This is a genomic window from Hominimerdicola aceti, from assembly GCF_025567495.1.
Classification (GTDB): domain Bacteria; phylum Bacillota; class Clostridia; order Oscillospirales; family Ruminococcaceae; genus Hominimerdicola; species Hominimerdicola aceti.
In genome coordinates this window covers 1-26363 of the sequence record NZ_JAOQJZ010000015.1, presented here as the reverse complement: position 1 = coordinate 26363, position 26363 = coordinate 1, and the positions used below count along the sequence as shown (strand labels likewise).

Here is a 26363-nt window from a genome sequence, read left to right as displayed (position 1 = left end):
CATTTGGCTAGAGATAATTTCGAAAATATTATAATAAAAAAGCAAAGCCCATAATGAACAGGCTTTGCTTTTTGCATATATAAGATGTTATTTCACCAAATAATGCAAGATAGTAGTATCTGTGCGGAAGTGGTGGAGTATGAACAAGCTCACATACATCGCCGCAACACGATCGTAGACAATTGGCTTGCCGATTGATAATGCTGCTTCTCTGTTATATCCTCGAAGTCGATAAGGTTTGTCGAGATTCTCTTTGAGTTTTCTACCGCAGCGTTTAAACTCATCCTTGATTTTCTGAATGTATTCTGCACGCTTTGCAGGATCATTTTCCATTTCCCGCAAAACGGCATAGTATGTATTCTGAGCGCACATTGCCCTGCAATAGTGGAGCCCATCTGGAACGTGAGCTTCTGCCTTTGTCAACAAAAAATCATTGCCCGTTTTTTCAGCACGGCCAATATATTCTTTTAGCTTTGCCACTGCGACTATTCCTTTCAACACTGTGCGATTATGCTTACCGCCCTTGCCCACACTGAATATGTGAACAGTTTCAAAGTCAATGAATTTTATATCATCGACTTTTAAGTGCCCAAGCTCACGGCGTCTTAAACCTGTGGTTAATGCAACATCACGAGTTGTTTCACCCGTTTCAGTATTGTATTTTGTCGGATCATTCTTTAAATGAACCCCATGGCGAGGAGGGTGTCTGTAGTCACTTATTTTTTGACCGAAAATCTTGCATAACGCAGATAGATCAGTGTTGAGAGTATTAGCTGATAACCCCCTTGCTTCTCGTACATCAATGTGCTCCTGTATATATTTTTCAGCCTCGAACATTGTTAGGTGACTTGTCTGAAACTTTTCTTTAAGATATTTGCAAAATTGTTTTAATACACCGAGATATCGATTGAAAGTGCCTTCAGAGAATATCTTCCATTTAAAAGTGTTTATTCCTTTCAAGATTTCTTTGATTTCTTCATCTTTAAAGCCTTTGTTTTTTAGACTTTTAACAGCCTTAGCTTTCTTTCTCTTTTTTAAAACCTTGAATCGGTGTTTCTTTTGACCGAATGAGCGCATTCCAGTTAGCCTATTTGTTAAGACATACTGCAACGTGTTGTTACCAATTTCTACTTCTACATTTTTACCGTCAATAATTCTATTTACTATTTTGAATTTGCTCATCGTGATACTCCTTTTTATGGTTCTTGCTTTGTGTGTGGGTGGGGACAAGTGCAGGTGATACTAACAGTTATAAAGGTGTTATTTAGCAGCACGCTTAGGCCAGTGAATCGGATAATAGTCCGACCACCAAATGAAGACGTATGTCTTTAAAAAGACATACTCAGTGGACACCTTTATAGTGTTAGTGGCTCTCTTACGCCGAACCTCGCGCTACTGGTCAGGTAGACTAATTGATCTAAAAAACAATTAGTGGAACCATTTTGGGAGTATTATATTTTTTTATTAATAAATTTGTAAAATGCCAAAAGCTTCTACAAACCGTATGATTTATAATGCAAACTATAACAAAGTGGGTCAGTGCATTTATAATAAAGATCTATGGAATAGACCTTTATTAGATTTTGAATGGAATAGGTTTCATATATGCCAATATTTTAAAAAACGATCATATATGCTATACAAGACGTTATTAGTCTTAACTGTTTATTCAACTACATATTTTTTACAAAACTGTTTTTTGCGTTTCCGAAAATCAGGAATGCAATGTTGGACTTTTTTAAACAAGTATTACCTGTTGGAATTGCTGAGGTGATTTTTTTGCCACATTTAGCAAAAACCACAAAAAAGCAAAAAGAGAGCCCACATTCTTTTTTTAACGAATGTGAGCTCTCTATTTTTTGATACAAAAAAAGAGCATCTAAATGATTTAGATACACTAAACTTATACTTCTTCTAACAGCTCAATTTTATCATATTTTTATTCAAAAGTCAATGCATTTTATCAATAAAATAAAAATTTATCTGAAGTTTATGCGTTTTCAACAAGGAATAACAAGCGTATTCGGATATAATGTACAAACTGATTGGCGGAAAATATCAACTATCTAAGTTGAACACTCATTATATAATAAGAAAGACAGTGAATTTCACTATTGATAGTATCTTTGTTATAAGCTTGAATAAGTAAAGATACCGAGTAACTTATTATTTTATTTTATTATGAGCAGTATAAGAAAAGAGATAGATATAACATATAAGTCAATTACATCTTTTTTTATATTGCAGCTAATTATAGGTGCTTTGTCAATAAAAAAGTGAGCCAGTTATGATAAAAAAATAATGAAACACTAACACCTTTGTGCGATCCTCTGATTTTATCTTTAAAACTATTTGAGCTATTGCTTTTTTAGAGCGACTGTGATATGGAAAAGAAACAACTATTATTTTCATTCATTCTTTCTTTGTAATATAAGATGTGTTGTTTCTTTTTATTTTATCTTATAACAAGAATAAGTAAACATACTGAGTATATATGCTAAAATAAAACTGAGCCACTTATCCTTATTTCTTATTTTTTTTGCTTACTTATTATAGCTTTATGTTTATATAAATGAAAAATTGTTGTTTTATAATGCGTTATCTTCAGATTTTACAGCAATACCGCCAATGAAACACTAACACCTTTGTGCGATCCGCTGATTTTATCTTTAAAACTACTTGAACTATTGCTTTTTTAGGGTGAACGTGATATGGAAAATAAACAACTATTATTTGCGTTAAAACGATATATCTTCTTAATTTTGAATATATAATATGTCATTTATTTTCTTATCTTATAAGTTGAAAAAATATATCAAGTAATAAAATTTTATTTATAATTATAAACAGTGTTATGGTGATCTGTCGTGGTGCTGCTTGTATCTTTTTCTGGGTACCTTTCGTTGATAAATATATATGCTTTCTTTTTTTTGCTATGTCAAAAAGCATTTGCAAGAATTCTTGGCTATCTTCAAATATCACTTTTTGCGCCTTTTTAATTAATTCTCTTTTTGTTATATTCCAGAAATCTGTATACTTTAAGGAATGTGTATTATACAAAAGTGCAACTGTCCGAATTTGTTCGCTTTTAAATTTGACAGTTCGTTTTGATGTGTGATACAATATATTTGGCAAATAAATGTCAAAATGTAATGAAGTAAACATTATATAAAGAAAGGGGTTTTTGAATGAACAATTATTGTTTAACAATGTGGGCAGAAGAACCGATAAGATGCAGTGAATGTGGAAAAGATATTGGATGGGAAAGAGTAAGTATTGAACAAACACCTGTAAAGATCGTTCCTGAGTTACTGCGGAGAGATATTGGTATAAAAGAGGGCGAAACCACCGAGATAACTTTAAGTAACCAAGAGATAGACGATATCCGAATATATTTTGAGGAACAACGCTCTTGGCATACTTTTGATATATATAGAATGTATGATTATAAAATGACACACCTTGGCAGCAGGATAAGAGCAAGGGTAAAGTCTGTAAAAATGGAACTTGTCGAAAGACCAGACTTTGATAGGATACACAAGAGCATTTTAGTTATATGTTCAATATTAGGTATCTTATTTGTGGCATTGAAAGCAGAACGAATTTATTTTATTTTAGCTTATGGTGTTTTGACCGGCAGTATAGCATTTAAAATGTGTCTTAAATGTATAAGCACAATAAAAGAATCAAAGAATGTTCTTCTTTTTGGCGGTGAACGGCTAACGCTGTATGTAGATAAAAACATAAAATGTGAACACTGTGGCTGTGAAATAAATCATCAATATGATCATAAGCACTCTATTGCTTGGACAAGTGATCCTGAAATGAAGCTTATAAAACAAAAGGTAAATAAGATATCAAAAACAAAGTGTACATACGGTATGCTGGACAGAAGAAATGAGCCTAAGCTTTTATCTTGTGAGGATATAGAAGATATAATAAAGCTCCAGCAGAATTTTTCTAAAAAAGAAAGAACCAAAAACGCTGAAGCTTTGAAAAACATAAATGATATGATAAAGAACAATGAGTGTTCGGCTTATCTTGTTTTTGATGAGGATATTAGTGAGTATGAAAAAAGATGATCAAATAATATAAGATGCAACTATTTACATAAAATATAATGTAGCACCGATGTTAAACTAACTTTCTTGAAAAGTGTTGGAATTAATATCTTCATTGTCACAAAAAATGTTCCGCTAGATCAGATGCTATGAATATAACAGAAATTCACGAAAGGTGAGAATGAAATTCACCACCACACAAATTCCAACTATTTCGCAAAATATCAAACTATAGCAAAAATAAGAACAAATTCGTAAAGTATATCTAATAGTATTGTATTTTATACCATCTTGTAGTATAATGTACATATGACAAAAGCCGTAAACCAACTAAAAACAGGACGAATATATGAAGAAAATACTTATTACTATTTGTGTGGCAGTGGGCGTATATTTTGCATTTAGCAATACAATTGATGAATTTCTGTATCCAGAGAAAAGACCGGGATTGAATACATACGATACATACACCACAACAACACAGCAGACCACTACCGCAGTTACTCAGCAAACACCCATAGTCACTGATGAGGACGGTTATGAGCCTCGTGACGACCGAAAGCCTGACTATGTTCAGCCTGCAGACCCCACATGGTCGAAAAGGACTTTTAACTGGACGAGCTATGACAAACAATATACCTTTGAAATATCAATGAATATTCAGGACGATATGTATGAATATTATCATAGTCTTTTGAGATACTCATATGTGAAAGATTATCATAACTATGTAAGTGACGACAATAATCATAAGCTCGTAAAACAGCTTGCAGATGAAATAAAAAGCCTTTGCGACCAATGCGATTATGGCGAATCTGAGACTATAAGAGAAACTGCAAATTTCGTGCAGAGCATAGAGTATGTTGACGACATGACCTCAACGGGATATACTGATTTTCCTAAATATCCTCTGGAAACGCTTTATGACCAGTGCGGTGATTGTGAGGACTCGTCCATACTTTTGGGAGCTTTGCTCAAAGAGCTTGGCTATGGCTGCATTTTTATCGAGCTTCCTGAACACGTTGCAATAGGAGTAAAGGCAACAGACGATGCCCCCGGCACGTACTATGATTACAATGGAAGCCATTATCTTTACATAGAAACTACCAATTCCGGCTGGGATATCGGAACGCTTCCTGATGATTTCAACGAGGAAAAGGCTAAGATATATGATGTGTGGTAAAATTTCAAAAGCCCACAGATGCGATCAATGTGATCGGGTCTGTGGGCTTTTTTATTATGTTGGATATCAGAGGTTTATCTAATTACAAAATGAATACCTTGTATCTGTTATTTTCTATCCTTAATGAAATCCGCCCATTCGGGATTTTCTTTATCAAAAATCTGTTTCTGCTCTTTTGTTAATTTATAAGGATAATCATGGAACATATTAAATTCAGTGGTTTTGTCAAAGCTGAATATCCACACTCCGATAACTGTAGGGTCATCTTTCCACCAAATAGTATCGGTTTCTTTGTTTTTGTACCATATGTTTGGCACTGCGCTTTACCTCTTTTCATAAATCACATTTTCTTGCAATTTCAGTACATTTAATCTCAAACTGAATTATCAAGTCTTGATTATCAACGCTGAAATATGTGGCTTCAAAAATTCAAATGTCATATTAATTTTTGCAAACTATTTTTTCTATCCTGCAACAATGCCTCTTATTATCATCATAACTGATCCTCTCTTCTTGTCGATTTTTTTGTCGTTTTTATTATATCATTTTTCTGTAGCAAAAACAAGGTGCAGGAAAGTTTATTGTATGAGAAATACACTATCAAATATCTCGCAAAAAAATATAAGAAAAAAAGAATATATCATAATTGTGCCGAATTGGTTCGGTAAACTGTACTAAGCGGGTGCTATAATATATACAGAAGCTTGAAAAGGGAATAAAATCAAAAAAACACACCACAGACCATTTTGGAACAGTAAACAGAACCTTAAAGGTGCTATAATAAGCACATAAGGTCAAGACAGAGTTGATACGGAGGTAAGGCTATGAAAAAGAACACAAAGATTTTTAACACAGAGGTCATTGAGAGAATGGCATTGTCAGATAACATTCCGCCATTTGACGAGCAAAGAAAGGGTACACAGGTCATCATGATCGAGGAGGGCAAAAAGACGGTGATATATGATGATTATTCTATGTACTGTGACGCTGACGCAAGAAAGTGGAGAGTAGAGGCCTACAACAGGACGGACGGCAGAAAGCTTGACAGATTGTGTATGTGCGGGGGCGTTTATCCTAACAAAAACGATTGGAAAGCCGAGCGTGAGTGCCTTGATATGAAAGGCGACGGCATAGACGGCTGTGTTTCAGCCTTTGTGTATAACAGTATCACCCCTGAAACAAGCGAGAAAGGAGATATTTTTTTCAAGATAATTTCAAATACTATAATTCGTGTGGCATAGCTGATTGACAGGGATATATTCCCTGTGATACAATATAATTATAGAGATAATTGTTATAGGAGGGCAAACTATGGCAGAAAAGGAAAATATAAAAGATAAGCTTGAAAACCTGAAAAAATGCTCGACCTAGTTATGCGTAAGGTCAAAACAAGATCTGAGGACATGGAAAAACTGATAGCTAAATACGACCAAACTAATGATACAAAAGGAGAAAAGCATGAAAATATACTGCATGAGTGATATCCACGGCTGTTATTCAGCACTTTGCGACGCTTTGGAGCTTGTCATTGACCACCTTGACGAGCCTGACACAAAGCTTATCTTTCTGGGAGATTATATCCACGGCGGTGAGGACAATATAGCTGTGCTTAAAAAGATAATGGGCTTGCAGAATATATATGGTCATAGGAAGGTGGTGGCGCTTCTTGGCAATCACGAGGAAATGGTGATGAGCGGTTTTTCTTCGGTCAATGAAATGCTAGGCAGCGGTGAATATGATGACTCTGATGACTCGTATAGATATTGGTTTGAACGTCTGCCGAGATACCATGTTGAGGGCAACACTATCTTTGTCCACGCTGGCATTGACGAGGATTCTGGCAATGCTTGGGAATACTGCACCGAGGATTATATTTTTACAGAGCAGTACCCTCACAGGCTTGGCAAGATACACGGACTTGACAAAAAGGTGGTGGCAGGGCATGTCCATACCAACACGATTTCAGGCGACCGCAGATTTAACGATATCTACTATGACGGAGCGAGTCACTACTACATTGACGGAGATGTGCTCAGCACAGGAGATATAAATGTTCTTATGGTAGACACTGACACTGATAAATATTATAAGGTAACAGAGAATTACAATATTCCTATTGAGCCTTATGACAGTGAAGCTTGGTAGACTATTGTATGCCGTCTTAAAACCCAATATAACACTAACGTCCCCAAGTTTTCCTCGGGGACGTTTTTTACTTTGTCAACTGCCATGAAAAGAGTTAATTAAAAATTCAGAACTTTTGTTCGATTTTCTATTGTAAAACAGAAAGTTTCGTGGTATACTATTATACATAAAGGAAAAAGGCGGTGATGCTATGGAAAAGACCTATGTTGCAATAGACCTGAAATCTTTTTATGCTTCGGTTGAGTGCGTGGAAAGGCAGCTTGACCCATTGAATACAAACCTTGTGGTGGCTGATGAGAGCCGAACGGAGAAAACTATATGTCTTGCAGTGTCACCATCACTGAAAAGCTTTGGTATTTCAGGCAGGGCAAGGCTTTTTGAGGTCATTCAGCGTGTGGAGCAGGTCAATAAGGAGCGTTTGCAGAAAGCTCCTAAAAGACAGTTTTCAAAGAAAAGCTATATCTATTCGGAGCTATCCGACCCTGCCTGCGAGCTTGATTATATCGTGGCAACTCCGCAAATGGCGAAATATTTGGCTGTGAGCGCAAAAATATACGGGATTTATCTGAAATATGTGTCACCAGAGGATATTTTCGCCTATTCTATCGACGAGGTCTTTATTGACGCAACGGGCTATCTCGGGCTTTATAACGTTGACGGACGTGGCTTTGCACAAATGCTCATTTTGGACGTGCTGAAAACTACAGGTATAACCGCCACAGCAGGCGTTGGAACGAATATGTATCTGTGCAAGGTGGCAATGGATATTGTGGCAAAGCATATCCCTGCGGATAAAAACGGCGTCCGTATCGCTGAGCTGAACGAACAGCTTTACAAAGAAACGCTGTGGGGACATACCCCTATCACGGACTTTTGGCGTGTGGGCGCAGGCACAGCGAGCCGCCTTGAAAAGCTTGGTATTTACACCATGGGGGATATCTCACGCTGGTCGCTGGATCATTATCTTATAGGGAAGCTTTACAAGGTTTTCGGCAAAAATACCGAGCTTCTTATCGACCACGCATGGGGTATCGAGCCTACCGCCATACCTGACGTGAAGTCATACCGCCCCTCGAACAACAGCATTTCCTCTGGGCAGGTCTTGCAAGAGCCGTGTAATTATGAGCGCACAAGGCTTATTCTGTGGGAAATGGCTGATATGCTGTCCCTTGACCTTGTGGATAAGGGCGTTGTAACAAATCAAATCGTTCTCACTGTGGGGTATGATAAAGAAAGCTTGGCGGACGGTCACTATACGGGCGAGGTGGTTTGCGACCACTATGGCAGGAAGATACCAAAGCACGCCCATGGTACTCAAAATCTAGGCAGGCACACTTCCTCGACCAGAAAAATAACAGACGCGGCCATGGCTCTTTTTGACAGAATTATCGACAAGACTTTGCTTGCAAGACGGCTTAATCTGACTGCCTGTAATGTCATAAGAGAAGAGGATATCCCCGAAATTGAGAGCTATGAGCAGATAAGCTTGTTTGATATGGCGGAAGCGGCAAATGCTGATAACAACGCAGAAGAAAAAGAAAGGGCATTGCAGGAAGCAATGCTCTTGATAAAGCACAGATATGGGAAAAATGCCATTTTGAAAGGCACGAACTATACCGAGGGAGCTACGGCAAGAGAGCGCAACCGCAGTATAGGCGGTCACAAGGCATGAAAGGTGGGGCTTACAATGTACGACAATTATTATGATATAAAGCAGTTTTCACGTCCGCACTATGACGATCATCCGCAAATGTCTATATCAGACAGGGCGGCGCAGTTCAGCCCTTTTGCCGCTTTGACAGGCTATGACGCTGCTGTTGATGAAACCGCAAGATACACCGAAATCAGGGAGGAGCTGACAGAGGACGAGGTAAACAAGCTCAATGACGATCTCAACCGCCTGCTTGATATGCTTGACGAACGCCCTGAGATAAGGGTGACATATTTTGTTCCCGATAAGAGAAAAAGCGGTGGCAGTTATCAGAGTAAAACAGGCATAGTGAGAATTTATGACAGCTATACTAATGAGCTTGTTTTTATGGACAAGACTAGGATAGCTGTGGAGGATATGTGTTTGGTGGAGTTTGTGGAGGAGAGAGGGAAAATACAGTAGAATAAACCTTATTTGCTGTAATGTTTTTGCATTCTTTTTTTGTGAAAATGCGGAATAAGAAACGGATAGCCGTCTGATGAGGACGGTTATCCGTGTTTGGGTGTATTCAGTTACTAAGCTAAATTAGAATTTATATATATCAATTATCCACAACAAATCTCATATTAGACCTATTTAACATCCAAGATTTATTTCTGACACCTTTTTTATAGTCAGCTATTTGTTGCTTGTCAGAATCGCTTAATTGTTCTATAAATTCATTCACTCGATACATTACGCTTTCTTCCCCAAGAACATCTATAAGAAAATCGAAAAACACATGATACTCGCTAAACTTTTCTTCGAGAAGATACTGACACGCATCTTTAAAATCTTTATCAAATCTATTAGACAAATCTACAGCTGTTGTCTGAAGCTCCATTTCAAAATATTTCAGTATCTCCTCAAACTTATCTTTATTTGAAATATCGTACCAATATTCCTTGCCAGATTGAAAACTTTTACAGGCTACAATACTGTGTATGGTTGATGCAGCACCATATTTTTTGTATGAAACCCGAAAGTCAGCATTTATCTCAATATTATTGTCATCATTCCATTTTGACGAAAAAAATATGACTTCAAATACAATCTGACCAATCGTTTTCTTGAGTGATCTGCTGCTCTTCAAGTACTTATAACCTGTAGTCTCAGATAGTTTACTTATAAACAATGATATTGTTTCGTTAGCTTTTCCACTCATAATTTCTCTCCAATCTGCCAATTACGATTTAGCAGAGAAAGCCGAGTTGCCCTCTCACTAGCCCTTATTATACCAAACCACCCCGAAAAAGTCAATCTATGCACACTTTTTCATTGCAATATACCGCCAGTTGTGCTATAATCAGGATATAGAGCAGAGCGGAGGTGAATCGCAATGGATAACGAAAACGAAGAATTAGTAAACTGTGTATTATATAAGAAAATCAAGCGGGTGGAGATCGCAGAAATCTCTATCAGCAAGACCATGATAAAATCGGCTCAACAGGATAATGACGGCAATTGATTATCAAATTAAATGAATAGGAGGGTTTTACTTGACCGTTGATACAAAAGAGGTAGTTACTACTATAGCCTATATGATAGGCGTCCGAATGTCAGCTCTGACCGTGAGTTACGGTGAATGTTCCGAGCTTATCGAGAAGCTCCAAGCCGATAAGGACGCCACTACGATAAGATATTTATGTAAGCTGCGAACAGTACTGATGCAGAAGTTCAAAAAGACCGATGATCTTATGCGGTTTCAGCTCAAAAATTTGCATAACATAGAATGGTACGATAAGGATAATATCAAACAGCTTGAAAAATGGGGATTTACCATTATCCAAGCGAATTGCCGTTCAGAGAAGTATATGCAGGAGTTTACAAGACTCATCAATGAAAATATCGACAAGTGCTCTCATTTGTTTTACGATTGGCTGAATTGGGAGTATATCCGAGATCTGTTCTTTGTTCCGAAATACAACAAGAACGGTGTCATGAAGCAGGAGTTCACCAAGTACATGGCGAACATCGAGCATTATCCATTTCAAATGTATATTCACTGGCAACCTGCCGAAGTCGGGAGCATCATCTATTCCGACCGTAAGTTTTTGAAGATCATCTACGGTCAGCATAATGACAGCTTCACCGATTATACGAAATATCGGGACGCAGATGATGAAACACGAAACAATATCTATAATTTTATCGACAGCACCGAGAAAACAGCTATAGCTGTCGATTGTGAGAACTCTGATCCATACAAGCTTTATAGTGTTCTGAAAGGCTTGAATCAGGAAGAACTTGCTAAGATCGAGAAGATCACGCTATATGACGATCCGAACACTACCGCAGGCTGGGATTGGCTCTCTAAATTCACGCAGATACCAGTTGAACATATAGAAATCGACCGAGTGACAGACAGAAAGTCACTGGTCGATGTGCGAATGACCGCAAGCGTAGTCACGGACTTCTACCGTGACGGGATAACATCTTTTATTATTGTGTCAAGTGATTCGGACTTTTGGGGACTTATCGAGAGCCTGCCGAAAGCAAAGTTTCTCGTTATGTACGAATACGAGAAGTGTGGAACGGCGATCAAAAACGCCCTCGCACAGCACGGCATCTATTATTGTGCCATTGATGATTTCTGCACCGCAGGCACGGAGGAGTTGAAACGTGCCGTACTCTTTGCAGAGCTTGAAAAGCATTTGCCCTCACTCATTGGAGAGAACCCTCTGGAGCTTACTCACAAGATATATGAAGCCACAAAAGTGACCGCTACCATGAAAGAAATGGAGAACTTTTGCAATAGATATGTCAAGACATTGCGTCTGAAGGTGAACTCCGAAGGAAAATTCGTGATAGAGATCCAAACAATCTAAGAAAAATTCGCATGGCTTTCTATCAATATCATTAAGCTAATAAAATCAAGAAATAAAATTGCGTGAAAATATCTAAGCCACACGGTGTATTTAAGGTCATCAGAAGAAAAAAGATCTTCAGATAAATTTGTAGCAATTACTTCATAGCTGTCATCTGATATTTTAAAGCGAACGATCCGTATAGGCAACTCATAAATAACAGTAGGCTCTGATTTTTTGTTTTTTGAAGGAAGAAAACCAAAGGTACAGTTAAAATTTTTTTGCATAAAAAAGACTTCATACCGCTGTGAAACAGTATGAAGTCTGAAAAAATCTTAGATCACCAGCAGTAGCATACAGAGTAGATCGTTACTGTGCCGTTTGCTGCACCTGCATGGATCTGATCCAGCTTTCCGCCGAAATCGGAAGTGCCGAATGCTGACTTGCAGTTGTTGTAAGAATACTTTGCGTAGTAGTGTCCGTTTGCTGTGCCTGTTTCGCTTGGTGAAACCTTTGCCCACTCTGCTCCGCCTGACCAGCTCTGAAGGACAAATTCTACCTGATTCTGTGTTCCTGAGTATTCAACGTAGAAGTAGCCGTTTGACTGAATGTCATATGCGTTGAAGCTTCCGCCATTCTTTGAAGTCATTGCTGAAGCAGCCTGACCCCATGCTGAAGCAGTTGAAGAACCCCAGAAAATCGATTTGTAATTGCTTTCTGAACTGCTTGAAGAAGATGAGGAAGAACCTGATGTTGATTCAAGATACCAAAGCTGGCACTTTCCGCCCCAGTAGCTCCACTGGTTAATGTTTGCTCCGTCAGCTGTGTTCTGTTCGTAAACGTCAAGGCATGAGTAGCAGTCTGAGATCTTTGTCTTGATAGCATAAGCGTCGCCGATCTTTACAAGCTGGAATTTCTGACAGTCACCGCCGTGATACTGCCACTGGTTGATGTTAGCACCATTGTCCCTGCTCCAGTTGTATACGTCAAGACAGCTTTTGTAATTTGATGCACCTGTGTAAATAGTGTAATAGCCGTTTCCGTCGCTTACAAGCTTGAATTTCTGATTGTTTCCGCCTGTGCCTCTGTACTGCTGAACGTTTGTGCCGTTGTCAGCCTTTGCCTTGTATACGTCAAGATACTTGCCGCTGAGTGCGCTCTTGATGTAATATGTTCCGTCAAGTCCGAGAACTCCGCCGTTGGAATCTGTTGAAGTTCCTGAAGAAGAACCGCCGGAAGAGCTTCCTGAACCGCTGTAAACTGAGCAGGTCTTAGAAGTTGCCTTAATTCCGTTTGAGCCGTTTATAAGTGTATTTCCCCATGAAGAAAGGCTTGAGCCGTCCCATGAGTTTGCAATGTCGAGGTAGCTCATGTCAGAGTTGTTGCCCTTCCATGACCAGCCAAGATAGCCTACGCCCTTGCTTGTGCAGTAGCTCATGATAGTAGCCTCATCAACGTCGCCGTTTGTGTGCTGACCGCCGAACTCGCCGATAACAACAGGCACACCGATGTTGAGTGCGTTATCAATGTTGTTTCTTACAGTTGATGCGTTTCCGCCTGCATATTCATACATATGAATGGAGAATACGGTGTTCTTCTGTGAGTCTGCGTTGAAAACAGACTTACCGTAATCCTTGATGCTGTCAGGATACTGTCCCCAACCTGCACAGTCTACCATAAGCATATTTGTAATGCCTGCGTTTCTTACAGATCGGATAGCAGACTTGTAGCCGTCAGCCCATGCGCTTCCGTTCCATGTGCCGTACCACTCGTTTGCGATGTTTACGATAACATATTTCTCAGTACCGCTGAGAACGTTCTTCATTTCCTTCCAGTAGTCAACGCACTTGTTAAGATCATAAGTGCTGTCGCTGCCTGTTGCGTCATGTACTTCGAGAATGCATATCAGCTTGTTTGATTTGCACCAGCTGATGATGTTCTTTACTTCCTGTGCGCTTGTTTTTGTGTACTTTGAGCCGTTTGCAAGTACGACTCTTACGGTATTTGCGCCGTTGTTTGCAGCGCCCTTGATAGAAGTTTCAGTCTTCTCTGTGTACCATGCATGAGCAATGTTCACGCCACGCATAACGAACTTGTTTCCGCTAGCGTCATAGATACTAGTACCGCTTACATAAAATCCTGATGCCGCCTCTGCGGTCGGTGTTGTCATAAAACCGAAGCAGGTTATTACGGCAAACATTACAGCAACAAAAGTCTGTAATGCCTTTGCAGAAAAAGTTTTGTTCTGTACCATAAAAAGCTCCTCTTATACAATTATTTTTTAAATACCGGTATTCTAAGGCAGCACTGCATTATCCTCGTGCGTTGCTGCCTTAACTCTGTCAACGTAAAACATTATATTATTAAAAGTAAAATAAGTCAACTTAAATATTTAAGTAAAACGTTTACACAAATAATTTTCGTATTTTAGCACAATTTTTCGTAGATTAATTGAACAATATGACTAAATTTTATCGCATATACAGTATAATATGTTGTATGTGTACAAAACTCTGCTTTTAAATTTCAGAAAATTAAGAAACTTTTTGAAACAAAAATCTGTATATACGCTGCGTTGAACATATATACCGATATAAAATTTCCTTTATATTGATTCTATCAAGCCGTCAGAATATATCTTTTTTGTTCTCGTACAAATTCAGAGATCATAATCAGACCTCCTTATTCTAGTGTGGTATCACCGTATTTTACATCCTCAACTTCACGATCTAACTGAATGTCATGAGGCTTTCTATTTGTTGTATTTTATCTTGACATTGTCACACCTTTGTGATAAAATTAGTAATATGTAGGAAAATTATAGTGGAAAGGAAAAAAATAATATGAAGTTATTTAAGCGGACGCTTACGACGGCAGTGGCAGTGTGTCTTGCACTGCAAAGTGCAGTGGTATGCTTTGGAGCTGAGGCAGAGGAGCAAATTCCTGCTGGCGGAGAGGAAGTCGGTCTTTATACGTCGGAAAACGATGAAGCCATTCAGTTGACTGAGGATATGTATAGCAGTTGGTATGAAGGCGATCAGACGTATGACGGCACGGAAAAGACGCTTTATGGCTATTCTCTTAAGGACAGCAACAACTATTACCAGCTCACTGAGGACGAGGACTATGTTGTTACTTATGAGAACAACATAAACGTAGGTACAGCGACGGCTACTTTCACTGGTATAGGTAATTACACAGGAAGCTTTACAAAGAATTTCAATATCGTGCCAACTGATATTTACCGTGCGAATATTAACTACGAGTATGAGCAGAGCTATTGTGCCGGTAAACCTGTTCAGCCAAAACCTATTGTTACATACAATGATATTGTGCTTGCTGAGGGCGTTGACTATGAGATTGAATATGAGGACGACTGTGGCGAGCTTGGCTGGCATTATGCTTATATTAAAGGTATCGGCAACTTTAATGGAACCGATTCCTTTGAGTATAGCGTTGTAGAGGCTGAAATATCCAGCGAGAATATTTCTGTGGATACTAGCTGCACCTACACGGGCTACGCTCAGACTCCTGCACCTGTTGTTACAGTTAGTGGTGAGGTGCTAAGACGTGACGTTGATTATAATGTATCATACACAAACAATGTGAATGCCGGAACAGGCTATATGACCATAGAAGGCATGAACGGCTATACGGGATATGTGACAGTGCCTTTCACTATCAGCCCGAAAGCTGTTTCTGAGGTCGAGATACTAAAAATAGCTGATGTGGATTATACTGGCAAAGTTGTCAGACCGAGCCTTTTTGTCAAGGCGGATGGAAATATGATCAAGAGTTCTGACTATACTGTAACATATTACAATAACACAAATGTAGGCACAGCGACCGCTGTTGTTACTCTTGGTGAAAACTACGAAAGCAGGTACCCTGTTTCGACAACATTCAAGATCGTTCTAGGAAAGCCAAAGGGATTTAAGGCTACCGCTGACTCTACCACTTCTGTAAAGCTTAGCTGGAACAAGATCGGAAATTGCAAATACAGGGTTTATCGCTATGATCCAAAGAAAAAGACCTACAAGCGTCTGACGGTCACGAGTTCCACAAGCTATACTGACAAGAAGCTTTCAGAGGCAACGAGTTATACTTATGCCGTAAAGCTTGAATACAACTCTAAGACCGGCCCTTATATAACAGTAAAAGGCAACACAAAGTTATCCACTCCGAAAATGACAGTAAAGGCTTATAATAAGAAAGTCACAATAAGCTGGAAGAAGAACACAAAGGCTGATGGATATCAGATATACTGGTGCAAGGGCGATGAGTGGACTATCCCACATAACGATTACTATAGTATGCCAAAGGATTGCTATAACGATTATGTTCAGCTCAAGAAGATAACAAAGAACAGCACGACCTCTTATACAAAATCAAACCTTTCAGGTTCAAAGAATTATCACTTCAAAATGAGGGCTTATAAGACCATAAACGGAAAGGTGGTTTACAGCAACTGGACGGGTATCCAATGCAAGATAAACACTGTTTCAAGACTTAATGCGGCAACAAAAAAGAGCCACAGCACTTATAAGATCTACAACGTTCAGGGCAAGAAAACAAAGACCTCGACGCACACTCTTACAGCAGAGGAGAAGAAGATACTTAAAAACTTTTCCTCAAAGCATTTCAAGAAAGATTGGTCGGCGGCAAAGAAGGTCGAATATACTGCGGATTGGATAAGAAAGAATTTGAAATATGGCAGGATACCGACAGGCTCGCATAGCAAGAATATCTTTGTTTACAAAGAAGGTCAATGTTCTGATTACAATGGCGCACTGGTGGAAATGATGGTTTATCTCGGCTATGACGCAAACCTTGTTATGGGCAACCGCCAGGGCGGAGGACAGCACTTCTGGGGCGAGATAAAGATAGACGGAGTGACTTATCTGCTGGAAGTCGGAGAAAAGGTCTATGACAGTCCACAATGGAATTACAAGTGGCAGTTTATGTGCCTTAAATATTCTGAGGCTGACGGTGGTTACAAGAAAAACGGAAAGTTATACTAAAACAAAATGCTCTGCGGAGAGTGTGATTCCGCAGAGCATTTTTTTAGTTTTATAATGGCGAAAAAATCTTATGATACTTCTTGCCAAATCCCTTTCAATATATTATAATGTATTTAGAAGATCATATTTGAAAGGAACATATGGAAAATGAAAAACATTGTTACAGCCCTGATGCAGTTTGTGATACTTGTGGTCGCACTTGTCATTGTGACCTTTGCTATACCTAAGATCGCAGGAAACGATGACAGATATGATAAGTACATAGCTGAAAACTCAAAGCAAACCGTCACTGTGGGAAGTGCCTTTGGCGTTGTCAAAGACGGTGAAAAGGCTTCGTATACTGATATTGACAACAGTCTTAAAAATATCTTTAGTAAAGTGACTCCGCTGCAAAAGCCTGTGAATAAAATTCTGAACAGGCAAATAAGCTTCAAGCAGGCAAAATATTTTGAATATTATTGGCTCACTGCACTTATCTCAGGCGTGCTTTGCTGGATATTTGCGGCAGGCTTTCCTTTTAGGATAGGGAGAAAGGGCTTCAATGTGTTTGGTTCTGTGTATAATAACTTTTCAAAAGTTGTCCTCCTTGAAGATGAGATGACCCGTGAGGAATATGAGGTCGATCTAGGTATGACCATATGGGGACCTTTGTGGATAATCCTTATCGCTCTGCGTGCGACCTTTGCTATTACATGGGGCTTTATCCTGCCTTTTGTGATAGCCGCCAATCTTGCCATAGGTATTATAAGAATAGTTGGAAATGTTATTATCGTCAGCGTCCGTGGTGCTGCCGCCGATGCAAAAAGGCACAGCCTCTCGCAAAAGCTTGACAAAACGACCTTTTCTATTTATCCTGAGGGCGGATATTTCAGAGTAGAACAGGATCAGGACAATGGTCAGGGCGTATATGTGAAAAATTATTGGAACGCTGTTGCGGCAAAGGCATTGTTTGAAAGCGAAGCCGGAAATAAGTCTTTCAGCAAGGAGGATTCTGAGGAAAACATTCTTCGTGGAGATATAAAAGAGAAGAAGTTTTATGAAACATATCGTTTGCTCAGCCGTATAAAGGGTCTTTTCAATAATGATATCAAGAGTAAAAAAGCAATTATCACCGCTTCATTAAAGAACAAAGAGGGCGGTTATGAATACAGATTTATTGCTGAACCGGAATTGTACCATGTTTATATGGTGGGTGATGAAAAGGCAGAAAACCTTAGCCATAAAGATCTGAAAATAGATTTTAATGCCGCTATGCTTCTTGACTTGCTTGACTTTGACCGAAAGGGTCAAAGATATGATCATAATGATTTTCTTAATTTGTATTACGCTGATAGTGATGAATTTACAGCCAAACTTATGAATTATAATCATAAGCTGATAGCAAAGTTTGGCAGAAACAGATATGACGAGTATTTTGAACAGCACAAACAGCAGATAATCGAACACCGCCGATATAAAAAGCTTTCGGCTGTGGGAGAGGACGATGAGTGAGATAATAAGTATTTGATATAATAAACAAGCCTCCCACGGAATTGTTTCTGTGGGAGGCTTTGCTTTCCGTACACCAAATCACCTACCGCTTGTGCAACTTTTTTGCCGTTTGTGCAAATATTATTGACTTTTTGTTAAGAATCATAGATAATTATTATAAATATTCATGCTGTTAATTAGAGATGCTTGTTAAACAATGAAAATGAGAATAATAGAAAAACTCAGCAAAAGTGCTTGTGCAGACGATGAGTTATGATACTGAAACAGTTGAGTGAGCAATGGCGGACACTATGGCGGCTTTCATAGTGTCAGATGAAGAGAGGTGAAATATGGATAAAAAGATAAAAGCTTTTTTTGCAGCTATGGGAATTGCCACGGCGTTGTTAGTGCCTGTTTCTGCATCTGCGGATAATTCTGACTCAAAAGTGCAGGTGAGCATCGACATCACTTGGGACTCTTTGGAGTTTACCTATACAGACGGGCAGTGGGATCCTGAGACCCACTCATATAAAGGTGGCGGTTGGTCTGACAGCGGCGGAAATTTTACTGTTAAAAACAATGGTAATGTATGCGTTGAAGCAAAATTCTCGTATGCCAACGCAACGGGCATGGAGGAGATAAAAGGCAGATTTTCAAGCAGTGAGCTAATAGTGCCTATCTCAGAAAGCCGAAACAGCAAACTTACTTTGTCAGGTAAACCGACAGAGCATTTTGAAAGCATGACCGTTGGCACTATTACAGTGAATGTCACTACTGATGATTCGGGAGATGCAGGCGACAGTACGATAACAGGCTGGTATAAGGATGAGGAAACCGGCGATTGGTACTATTATGATAAGAACGGCAAATTGGTCACAGGTTGGTTTAAGGACGGCGGAAATGAATGGTATTATGCCGATGAAGACGGCAAGCTTGTCAGAGGTTGGTTCAATGACGGTGGAAATGATGGGCGTTATTCTGGTGATGACGGAAAATTGCACTCAGATTGGGTCAAAGTGAATGACGATTGGTACTATTTTGACTGAGACGGTTCAATAGCAAGGAACACCACTATTGACGGACGATATATTGAACTTGACGGCAGGTGGGACGGAATAGGCGACGCACCAAATACATAAATAATGATAATTTGTAAAGGACTAATTACTTATGAAAAAGACGATCTCGATCATAATGGCATTAGCACTTGCGGCAATACTCAGTACGGCTGCGTTTGCAGCGGAGGCTGATGACGGAAACATCAAAAAGAATATCAGAGTAAAGGCAAAGTATGTGGAGGATATCAAAGCCTCAAAAACTATCCAGGCTGACGTTGTGTGGGGCGAAATGGAGTTCACATACAGCGTGAACGGAACAAAGACTTGGAACGCTAAAACCCACGAATATGACATTGATACCAAGTGCGAATGGTCTGCAAAGGGCAATGATATAAGCGTTACAAACCATTCCAATGCGGCAATCGACGTTGATTTTACATACCAGCCTCTTGATGAATACAGCGTTGTAAAAGGCACTTTCACAAATGACGAATTTACCATACCCACAGCCGAGGGCAAGGCTGTTAATGATGAAAGCCTTACAGTAAGCACGGCTCTTACCCTAAGCGGCGAGCTTTCATCAAATGTTACCGCTCTTACAAAAGTAGGAAACGTAGCGGTAAATATTGCAGAAGCTTCGGAAAATGCAGATACAGATGTAAAAACAGTTTCATCATATAACGACCTTGTAAGCGCAATGGCAGCAGGCGGAAAGATAAAGCTTGATGATGATATCACACTGAAAAGCCGCATAAACTGCAAAAAGAACACTGTTATCGAACTCGACCTTAACGGTCACACTATCACAGGTCAGATAATGAACAATGGCGCAGATTGTACTATCAAAAACGGCACTCTTAACGGCGACGAAGGTCCGATAATGGTGCAGGGCGGCACAACAAATCTTATAGGCTGTAAGATATCCACAAAATATACTCCTGTTTATGTTTCGAGGGGTACTGCAAATATAACTGACTGCACTCTTACAAATGAAGATGCGAATAAAAGCGTAGTTATCAATAATACAGGTACAGTAAATATCAGCGGTACTACAAATATTTCAAGTACGATCTACAAAAATCCAAACAGCAAATATCTTCCTCACGTTCTTGCAGGCACATATAATTTTGACCCGACCGACTTTGTTGACAGCGAGAAGTTTACTATAACTCAGAGCGGTGAAAACTGGATAGTTGCGGAAAAATCGCAGAGAAGATAATAAGTTTTGACGATTCAGGGGTCTCATGATGAATAAGCAAAAAAGATGACGGCAAATTGATAGTATCTGTGCTGGCGGTTTGCTTTGCGGTGACGCTGCTTGTTATGATATATGCACTTTGCAGACCGCAGACAAAGCCCAAAGCAGAGTTTGTTCCACCCCCTTTTGAAAGCGAAGCACAGCAGGGCGTGCCTGATGTTCCGGAGGAGCTTGGCTACAGTTCTCCTGACAGGGACGATATGAGCTATGATTTCGCAGTGTGCGGAAAAAGGCTGGGATAGTATGAAGCCTGAAGAAAAATACGAACATATTTTCAAATGCATTTCCGAGATATGCTTTGATTATTTTCTGTCAACAAAGACGCAGGAACTTCTCAAGGTAAATATCAATAATACATTTTCACAGCTTATTGACGAAGTTGTCGAAGAAAGAAATCAAGAAATTCACGAGAGATTCAAGGAAAAGGCTGAAAAATATATTTCAGAGTAATAGCTTTTTGACAAAACGAGCGTATACCGATTTGGTATACGCTTGTTTTGATTATACCGTGATCATTATTACGGCACTATAAGTGTCGTTTGTTGAATTATAAATAGTTTGGTATGCGACAAATAACTTACTAGACGTAACGGTGAAAGCGTGTTATACTATAAATATAGAGAAGATGAGTATGAAAGGAGTGGGCAACGTGGAAAGCGGTCGTGTTCAGGATAGCTTTTTTGGAATGTCTTTTAATCACCAGATGTCCTGGATAGATGAAACTGTCTCACATATAGTTACACATAATTTACAACCAAAGATAAGGGCAGAAGGCAGGAAAGCCTATGGTCAAAAGGGCTACACACACGCTTTGAAAAGAATATTTGAAGTAATAAAGAGCGACCCAAAGAATATAACGAACCTGGATGAGATTGTAAAGGCGGAAAGGAAGCTGAAGGACTATCTATATGACGGGAAGTTTTCAGATGATGAAATGCTAAGCTGTTGGGGTAAATACACACAAAACTATATGAATGAGTTGTAGGATATGTGATTATAAGAGGAGAGGTTATTTTTATGTCAAAGAAGAAATTGAATATTCCATTGTCGGAGTTTATAAATTTAAAGGAGAAAAAACCAGAGGATATGACAGGCTGTGTCGTGCTATATAAGAATGGCGGGTTAGACGTAGCAACTTGGCATTCGGACGCATACAGACTAGGGGAGGAAAGAGGATATTTCAAGCAGGGGTGTTTCTATATGGGTAAAGAAAAAATAGTGGCGTGGCTTTCGATAAATGATTATGTTATTGACATGAATGATTCAGATTGATATTTGGGGAGATATGATGTATTTTCAACAAGTGCTTAAAAGATGCGATGAAATCAAGCTTGTTTGCGAATTATTAGAGATTATCAAATGTCAAGACAAGTGTTCAGTTAATAAAAATATAAGAGATGCTTTAAAGACTTTATCTCAGAAGACTCCAAAGAAGTCTGACAATGAAGTTTTATTCATTGAACAACTGAAAGACCGACAGGACGAAGGTGAAAATCTTTACAACGTTTATTTACTCGACAGATCAGATAAAAAAACCTACAGTATCGAGGCAGTTCCTTGGGATGAGGTTTTAGGTTATGCAGTCGATGAAGCAAGCATTGCAAAGTATGGTGATGTTAAATTCACAGCGTTGGTTTTATATGAGATGACGTATTTTGGCTTTTCTGAGAAACAGATACAGAATACTATCAAAGCTTTCAATGATGAGGAGGCACTCTATCCAAGAACTGGCAAATACCATTAGAACCATATGATTATGAATAGTGATATGAAAGGTGGATATGAAATTGGCAAACGTAAAAAAATCAAGAATATACAAAGGAAATGTTTAAAGACATAGCGTTCTTTACTCTTGCCGAGCCTGGTGCTATGGGGGTCGGCAATCTTATGGAATTTATCACAGCCGAAGGTGAGAAGTTCTCGCTTTTCTTTTCTGAAGAAATGCCATATTCAAAGGTCAAGGAGTATTTTCCTGCGTTAGATGATTGCTATTGGAATGGTCCTGAATCAGATGAATCCTGCAGAACTGAGTTCGTGTTCTACCTCAGTAAGGACGAAAGGAACTTCAAGCACACAAAGCCTCCGAAAAATTATACGCACCTGTATGAAGGTTTTGGAAATCACATATGTATACGTAAAGATTATTATCCTGTGGTCGAGCCGATCATAAGAGATCTTATAGAAAAGAATGAGCTTGTAAATTGGTATAAAAGAACTGAAAAAATAATAAACGCAATAAAAAATCTAACGGCTGAAAAGAAAAAAGAAAATATAAAATGCGATTAGAAGAATTTTTAGATTGTTTTGACATTAATTGTATAGTAGAGATAACGTGTGAAAATGAACCTGTTAGGAGATGCAGAGTGTCGGCTGCACTATCTGACGACAGATACCCGACGGTGGACTATGTGGTCTTGCCCGGCAGTGTTACATTTAAGGATGATGTCGTACATATACCAGTGATTTGGAAATTGACCTGGGGGACGTTCAGAAAGTGTATAAATACTTATTTCGCTGAACACGAAGAAAATGGGGCAGTATAATGACCCAAAGCAGGTGGATATTTTGTCAGAATCGTCGAATATTTTAGCACCCAAAAAATTTTATACGTCAGACCTGCATATCGGACACAAGAACATAATAGGTTTTGATCACAGACCGTTCAGTTCACTTGATGAAATGACGGAAAAGATAATTGCTAATTGGAACAAGACTTTTTCCTGCGCACTGCAAATAATCTTGTCCCCGTTGAAGTGAAATCTAAAAATGGAAAAATGAAATCAATGAAAACACTTATATTCTCCGATAAATATGATGATATAAGTTTTGGTATAAAGTTAAAGCATGGAAATATTGGGCATGACAGTGATGTCTATACCTTCCCATATTCTTGTTCTTTTCTCGTTAAGTCTTTTCTTAAGCAAAGATTTTAATTTATCACAAGCAAAGTTGAAATAGCCTGAATTTCACAATAGTTGACAAACTGCAAAAATATGATATAATTTTCAGGTAATAATTTAAGGGCAATGACGCTCCGTGTAATTTGATGCTCTCGGCTGTTTATTTCATACAAATGAGAAGGTTAGGCAGCTTTCTTTTTCACGTTGCAATGAACGACATGGAGGCAAGCGACAAGATGTTCGCTATACTTGACGAGTCGATAGGCAATCATGACAGCCTTAACGAAGCGGTGATACTCAAAGTGCTTCGTGACGAGGGCGCAGGCAGAACAGTGGAAGTGGTTTGGGTGTGCCATGTGGTATATTTTGTTTTTGGCGTTAAGATTATCCGCGAGGAAGAATAATATATGGCGGTACTCTCAGTGGGAGTGCCGCTTTTTGATATATTTTTAATAATTATTAACAAAATGTCGTAAAATTACTCTATAAATAGTTGTATTATTAAATCATATAATTATGACGGTAGAAAATGCCGTTAAAAATAACGGAGGAAAGAATATGTCTTACAACGAATTTTTACCAAGCTACTCTATTGGCGACGATTGCTACAAAGAAATACCTTATGTTACCCGACGTTATGGAAAAACCGCTGTTGTTATCGGTGGAAAGACCGCTATGGAAAAGGCTAAGCCTGAACTGCTTGCGGCTCTCAAAGGCTCTGACCTTGAGATAACCGACTTCATATGGTATGGCGGCGACTCAAATTATGAGAACATTGAAATGCTTAAAGCTATGCCGGAAGTGCAAAATGCAGATATGGTCTTTGGCGTTGGCGGCGGACGTGCCGTTGATACTGTAAAGACACTTTGCGACAGAATTGACAAGCCGTTTTTCACTTTTCCGACCCTTGCTTCAAACTGCGCTTCCTGCACGGCAATATCTGTTATCTACAACGCTGACGGCACTTTCAAGGAATATGCTTACCTCAAAGCCCCAGCGCTCCATACTTTCATCAACACAAAAATAATCGCAGAATCACCTGAAAAGCTTTTCTGGGCTGGTATCGGTGACGCTCTCAGCAAAGAGTACGAGGTGGTCTTTGCCTGCCGTGATAAGGATATGACCCATACGCCTTTGCTTGGTAGAGTTCTTGCAGAGGCATGCACAAAACCGCTTATATCCTACGGAAAAAAAGCACTTGAGGATTGCAGAAATAACGTTTCTTCAAAGAATATCGAGCAGATAGCTCTTGATATTATCATTACAACAGGTCTCGTTTCAAATTTTACTGTTCATCAGAACAACCCCGATCCAAAGGACGATTACTATTATAATTCATCTCTTGCCCATTGCGTTTACTATGGCGCTTCGCTGTTTCCAAAGTGCGAGCATGATCACCTCCACGGAGAGATAGTTTCATTCGGCGTGCTTTGCCTGCTTACATATGACGAGCAGTTTGAAGAACGTCAGCACATTTTTGAGTTCAACCACAGTATAGGTCTGCCATGCACATTAGGAGAGATAGCTCTGACAGAAGAAGATGTCCCAGCCATTGCACATAAGGCGGCAAGCGTTGTTGAGTGGACTTATGTTCCTGGCGAACCTTCGGAAGAAAAGTTTATCAAGGCGATACTTGATACCGATAAGGCAGGAAAGGAATTTCTAGCAAAGGCATAATAACAAAGAACAACAGCATATATAAATGGTGACTGAGCCGTATGGCTTTGTTATAAATAATAAAAATAGGAGAGTGCTTTTTGAACAAGTACAACACAATGGAGATTGCAGCGTAGACGGGAGGTTTACGGCGATTTTTAAAACCTCCCGCTGAGAAGCAGTTGACATTTACAACATTCAGGAGGTAAAACAATGAATAAAAATATTGTGATTCGTTTAGAGAAAAAAAGAAGAATACTATGAAGTCGAAAACCTTGTAAGGGAGAGTTTTTGGAACGTTTACCGTCCCGGCTGTCTTGAACATTATGTGCTTAGTCAGCTTAGAAATGACGCTGATTTTGTGCCGAAGCTTGACTTTGTGATGTTGCTTGACGGGCAAATCTTTTAAACGATAAAAAGCAAGGCTCTCTGCCATATAAACGGCAGAGAGCCTTTGTTTTATTCTTTCATCAAAGCCAACTGCCTGTCCACCCTCTCCTTGATTTTCCTGCGAAAATCATATGGCGAAAGCACCTCCACCACAGGTCCGAATGACAATAAACGTATTATTATCTCATTTTCATTCTGCTCGTCATATTTAATAGATACCATACATTCACCGCTGTCCTCATCAAAGACCGACTCTTTTTCAAGCTCTGCAAATTCAAGCATAAAACGATTTACTGCATTTCGCTCGTTGAGTATCTTTATTTTTGCCTGCTTTTTCTTGTCTGTGACTGCTAAAAAACTCTCAGGCGTTATATCTGTCAGCTTAGTGAGTGTTACCTGCGACAGATTTATAATTCCTCTGTCAACCATTCTGCGCTTTTGGTATCGGTTCACATATACCCTGAACTTGTTGTTTTTGGCAGAGTATTCTATCTTTGTGGGCAGAAAATAGTGTGTGATGCGGTTGCCTTTTCTTGTCTGAAAGCTTATTCTGATAAGCTTTTTGCCATGGATAGCCGAGAGTATATCCCGAAAATGCTGTATGTATTGTGGGTCATGAAAATCATCGCCGTCAGAATGATATTGTCAATATCCCTTGACACATTTTCTACCCAAAATGCAAAATAAGTATGGAATCAGCTCTCCGAAATGGAACAAATATCCA

25 protein-coding genes are annotated in these 26363 nt (G+C 39.1%); 20 read left to right on the top strand and 5 right to left on the bottom strand.

Features of this window, described 5'->3' with window-relative positions; all coding sequences use genetic code 11:
* Positions 1-87: 87 nt before the first annotated feature.
* Positions 88-1182 (bottom strand): site-specific integrase, encoded by a 1095-nt coding sequence (locus tag OCV57_RS12445; RefSeq protein ID WP_267301822.1) that lies wholly within the window; start codon positions 1180-1182, stop codon positions 88-90.
* Between the two features lie 2006 nt (positions 1183-3188).
* Between OCV57_RS12445 and OCV57_RS12440 the strand changes: the two genes are divergently transcribed.
* Together OCV57_RS12440 and OCV57_RS12435 are read left to right on the top strand one after the other, a co-directional pair.
* Complete coding sequence (locus OCV57_RS12440) at positions 3189-4082, top strand: hypothetical protein (protein WP_267301820.1); 894 nt, start codon at positions 3189-3191, stop codon at positions 4080-4082.
* Between the two features lie 328 nt (positions 4083-4410).
* Positions 4411-5244, top strand: coding sequence for a transglutaminase-like domain-containing protein (locus OCV57_RS12435; RefSeq protein ID WP_267301819.1), 834 nt, complete (start codon positions 4411-4413; stop codon positions 5242-5244).
* Between the two features lie 107 nt (positions 5245-5351).
* Here the strand turns inward: OCV57_RS12435 and OCV57_RS12430 are convergent, their stop codons facing one another.
* Positions 5352-5561, bottom strand: a complete 210-nt coding sequence (locus tag OCV57_RS12430; protein WP_267301817.1) for a DUF7675 family protein — start codon at positions 5559-5561, stop codon at positions 5352-5354.
* A gap of 507 nt (positions 5562-6068) precedes the next feature.
* Between OCV57_RS12430 and OCV57_RS12425 the strand changes: the two genes are divergently transcribed.
* The 4 genes from OCV57_RS12425 (at position 6069) to OCV57_RS12410 (ending at position 9502) form a co-directional block, all read left to right on the top strand.
* Positions 6069-6485 (top strand): hypothetical protein, encoded by a 417-nt coding sequence (locus OCV57_RS12425; RefSeq protein ID WP_022286817.1) that lies wholly within the window; start codon positions 6069-6071, stop codon positions 6483-6485.
* Positions 6486-6702: 217 nt separating this feature from the next.
* Entirely contained in the window at positions 6703-7389 is a 687-nt protein-coding gene (locus OCV57_RS12420; RefSeq protein ID WP_117865389.1) for a metallophosphoesterase, read from the top strand.
* Positions 7390-7579: 190 nt separating this feature from the next.
* Entirely contained in the window at positions 7580-9061 is a 1482-nt protein-coding gene (locus OCV57_RS12415; RefSeq protein WP_267301815.1) for a Y-family DNA polymerase, read from the top strand.
* Between the two features lie 15 nt (positions 9062-9076).
* Positions 9077-9502, top strand: a complete 426-nt coding sequence (locus OCV57_RS12410; protein WP_267301814.1) for a hypothetical protein — start codon at positions 9077-9079, stop codon at positions 9500-9502.
* Positions 9503-9641: 139 nt separating this feature from the next.
* Here the strand turns inward: OCV57_RS12410 and OCV57_RS12405 are convergent, their stop codons facing one another.
* Positions 9642-10244 carry a hypothetical protein gene (locus OCV57_RS12405; RefSeq protein WP_267301813.1) on the bottom strand — a complete coding sequence of 201 codons (603 nt, stop codon included), beginning with the start codon at positions 10242-10244 and terminating at the stop codon, positions 9642-9644.
* A gap of 174 nt (positions 10245-10418) precedes the next feature.
* On the opposite strand from OCV57_RS12405, the gene OCV57_RS12400 reads away from it, so the two are divergent.
* Together OCV57_RS12400 and OCV57_RS12395 are read left to right on the top strand one after the other, a co-directional pair.
* Entirely contained in the window at positions 10419-10547 is a 129-nt protein-coding gene (locus OCV57_RS12400; RefSeq protein WP_267301812.1) for a hypothetical protein, read from the top strand.
* Between the two features lie 31 nt (positions 10548-10578).
* A complete protein-coding gene (locus OCV57_RS12395) occupies positions 10579-11907 on the top strand; it encodes an NYN domain-containing protein (protein WP_267301811.1) in 1329 nt (442 codons plus the stop codon).
* A gap of 319 nt (positions 11908-12226) precedes the next feature.
* Here OCV57_RS12395 and OCV57_RS12390 read toward each other — a convergent pair whose 3' ends face one another.
* Positions 12227-14140 (bottom strand): cellulase family glycosylhydrolase, encoded by a 1914-nt coding sequence (locus OCV57_RS12390; RefSeq protein ID WP_267301809.1) that lies wholly within the window; start codon positions 14138-14140, stop codon positions 12227-12229.
* A 589-nt stretch (positions 14141-14729) separates the two neighbouring features.
* Here OCV57_RS12390 and OCV57_RS12385 point away from each other — a divergent pair.
* The 12 genes from OCV57_RS12385 (at position 14730) to OCV57_RS12330 (ending at position 25270) form a co-directional block, all read left to right on the top strand.
* Positions 14730-16907: a transglutaminase domain-containing protein gene (locus OCV57_RS12385; protein ID WP_267301808.1), complete on the top strand. Its 2178-nt coding sequence runs from the start codon at positions 14730-14732 to the stop codon at positions 16905-16907.
* A 147-nt stretch (positions 16908-17054) separates the two neighbouring features.
* Positions 17055-18398 carry a hypothetical protein gene (locus OCV57_RS12380; RefSeq protein WP_267301807.1) on the top strand — a complete coding sequence of 448 codons (1344 nt, stop codon included), beginning with the start codon at positions 17055-17057 and terminating at the stop codon, positions 18396-18398.
* A 329-nt stretch (positions 18399-18727) separates the two neighbouring features.
* The gene (locus tag OCV57_RS12375) at positions 18728-19423 is read left to right on the top strand and encodes a PspC-like choline-binding domain-containing protein (protein WP_117923216.1); all 696 of its coding nucleotides are present in this window, start codon (positions 18728-18730) and stop codon (positions 19421-19423) included.
* Positions 19424-19547: 124 nt separating this feature from the next.
* Positions 19548-20654 carry a hypothetical protein gene (locus OCV57_RS12370; protein ID WP_267301805.1) on the top strand — a complete coding sequence of 369 codons (1107 nt, stop codon included), beginning with the start codon at positions 19548-19550 and terminating at the stop codon, positions 20652-20654.
* Positions 20655-20710: 56 nt separating this feature from the next.
* The gene (locus OCV57_RS12365) at positions 20711-20935 is read left to right on the top strand and encodes a hypothetical protein (RefSeq protein WP_022287758.1); all 225 of its coding nucleotides are present in this window, start codon (positions 20711-20713) and stop codon (positions 20933-20935) included.
* A complete protein-coding gene (locus tag OCV57_RS12360) occupies positions 20901-21143 on the top strand; it encodes a hypothetical protein (RefSeq protein WP_147340424.1) in 243 nt (80 codons plus the stop codon). The genes OCV57_RS12365 and OCV57_RS12360 overlap by 35 nt, the downstream gene beginning before the upstream one ends.
* Before the next feature lie 181 nt (positions 21144-21324).
* Complete coding sequence (locus OCV57_RS12355) at positions 21325-21678, top strand: hypothetical protein (RefSeq protein WP_267301803.1); 354 nt, start codon at positions 21325-21327, stop codon at positions 21676-21678.
* A 32-nt stretch (positions 21679-21710) separates the two neighbouring features.
* The gene (locus tag OCV57_RS12350; RefSeq protein WP_267301801.1) at positions 21711-21965 is read left to right on the top strand and encodes a hypothetical protein; all 255 of its coding nucleotides are present in this window, start codon (positions 21711-21713) and stop codon (positions 21963-21965) included.
* A gap of 13 nt (positions 21966-21978) precedes the next feature.
* Complete coding sequence (locus OCV57_RS12345) at positions 21979-22437, top strand: DUF6557 family protein (RefSeq protein ID WP_267301800.1); 459 nt, start codon at positions 21979-21981, stop codon at positions 22435-22437.
* Between the two features lie 80 nt (positions 22438-22517).
* Positions 22518-22979 (top strand): hypothetical protein, encoded by a 462-nt coding sequence (locus OCV57_RS12340; RefSeq protein ID WP_267301799.1) that lies wholly within the window; start codon positions 22518-22520, stop codon positions 22977-22979.
* Positions 22980-23766: 787 nt separating this feature from the next.
* Positions 23767-23997: a hypothetical protein gene (locus OCV57_RS12335; RefSeq protein ID WP_267301849.1), complete on the top strand. Its 231-nt coding sequence runs from the start codon at positions 23767-23769 to the stop codon at positions 23995-23997.
* Positions 23998-24151: 154 nt separating this feature from the next.
* Positions 24152-25270 carry an iron-containing alcohol dehydrogenase family protein gene (locus tag OCV57_RS12330; RefSeq protein ID WP_267301798.1) on the top strand — a complete coding sequence of 373 codons (1119 nt, stop codon included), beginning with the start codon at positions 24152-24154 and terminating at the stop codon, positions 25268-25270.
* A 438-nt stretch (positions 25271-25708) separates the two neighbouring features.
* On the opposite strand, the gene OCV57_RS12325 is transcribed toward OCV57_RS12330, so the two are convergent.
* Positions 25709-26068 (bottom strand): WCX domain-containing protein, encoded by a 360-nt coding sequence (locus tag OCV57_RS12325; RefSeq protein WP_449555729.1) that lies wholly within the window; start codon positions 26066-26068, stop codon positions 25709-25711.
* Between the last annotated feature and the right edge of the window lie 295 nt (positions 26069-26363).

What these genes read in the sequence shown, in the direction of transcription:
- OCV57_RS12445 (WP_267301822.1), bottom strand. Translation starts at nt 1,182, where the DNA reads ATGAGCAAATTCAAAATAGTAAATAGAATTATTGACGGTAAAAATGTA.
- OCV57_RS12440 (WP_267301820.1), top strand. Translation starts at nt 3,189, where the DNA reads ATGAACAATTATTGTTTAACAATGTGGGCAGAAGAACCGATAAGATGC.
- OCV57_RS12435 (WP_267301819.1), top strand. Translation starts at nt 4,411, where the DNA reads ATGAAGAAAATACTTATTACTATTTGTGTGGCAGTGGGCGTATATTTT.
- OCV57_RS12425 (WP_022286817.1), top strand. Translation starts at nt 6,069, where the DNA reads ATGAAAAAGAACACAAAGATTTTTAACACAGAGGTCATTGAGAGAATG.
- OCV57_RS12420 (WP_117865389.1), top strand. Translation starts at nt 6,703, where the DNA reads ATGAAAATATACTGCATGAGTGATATCCACGGCTGTTATTCAGCACTT.
- OCV57_RS12415 (WP_267301815.1), top strand. Translation starts at nt 7,580, where the DNA reads ATGGAAAAGACCTATGTTGCAATAGACCTGAAATCTTTTTATGCTTCG.
- OCV57_RS12410 (WP_267301814.1), top strand. Translation starts at nt 9,077, where the DNA reads ATGTACGACAATTATTATGATATAAAGCAGTTTTCACGTCCGCACTAT.
- OCV57_RS12405 (WP_267301813.1), bottom strand. Translation starts at nt 10,244, where the DNA reads ATGAGTGGAAAAGCTAACGAAACAATATCATTGTTTATAAGTAAACTA.
- OCV57_RS12400 (WP_267301812.1), top strand. Translation starts at nt 10,419, where the DNA reads ATGGATAACGAAAACGAAGAATTAGTAAACTGTGTATTATATAAGAAA.
- OCV57_RS12390 (WP_267301809.1), bottom strand. Translation starts at nt 14,140, where the DNA reads ATGGTACAGAACAAAACTTTTTCTGCAAAGGCATTACAGACTTTTGTT.
- OCV57_RS12385 (WP_267301808.1), top strand. Translation starts at nt 14,730, where the DNA reads ATGAAGTTATTTAAGCGGACGCTTACGACGGCAGTGGCAGTGTGTCTT.
- OCV57_RS12380 (WP_267301807.1), top strand. Translation starts at nt 17,055, where the DNA reads ATGAAAAACATTGTTACAGCCCTGATGCAGTTTGTGATACTTGTGGTC.
- OCV57_RS12375 (WP_117923216.1), top strand. Translation starts at nt 18,728, where the DNA reads ATGGATAAAAAGATAAAAGCTTTTTTTGCAGCTATGGGAATTGCCACG.
- OCV57_RS12370 (WP_267301805.1), top strand. Translation starts at nt 19,548, where the DNA reads ATGAAAAAGACGATCTCGATCATAATGGCATTAGCACTTGCGGCAATA.
- OCV57_RS12360 (WP_147340424.1), top strand. Translation starts at nt 20,901, where the DNA reads ATGATTTCGCAGTGTGCGGAAAAAGGCTGGGATAGTATGAAGCCTGAA.
- OCV57_RS12355 (WP_267301803.1), top strand. Translation starts at nt 21,325, where the DNA reads ATGAAAGGAGTGGGCAACGTGGAAAGCGGTCGTGTTCAGGATAGCTTT.
- OCV57_RS12350 (WP_267301801.1), top strand. Translation starts at nt 21,711, where the DNA reads ATGTCAAAGAAGAAATTGAATATTCCATTGTCGGAGTTTATAAATTTA.
- OCV57_RS12345 (WP_267301800.1), top strand. Translation starts at nt 21,979, where the DNA reads ATGATGTATTTTCAACAAGTGCTTAAAAGATGCGATGAAATCAAGCTT.
- OCV57_RS12340 (WP_267301799.1), top strand. Translation starts at nt 22,518, where the DNA reads ATGTTTAAAGACATAGCGTTCTTTACTCTTGCCGAGCCTGGTGCTATG.
- OCV57_RS12335 (WP_267301849.1), top strand. Translation starts at nt 23,767, where the DNA reads ATGAGAAGGTTAGGCAGCTTTCTTTTTCACGTTGCAATGAACGACATG.
- OCV57_RS12330 (WP_267301798.1), top strand. Translation starts at nt 24,152, where the DNA reads ATGTCTTACAACGAATTTTTACCAAGCTACTCTATTGGCGACGATTGC.
- OCV57_RS12325 (WP_449555729.1), bottom strand. Translation starts at nt 26,068, where the DNA reads ATGGTTGACAGAGGAATTATAAATCTGTCGCAGGTAACACTCACTAAG.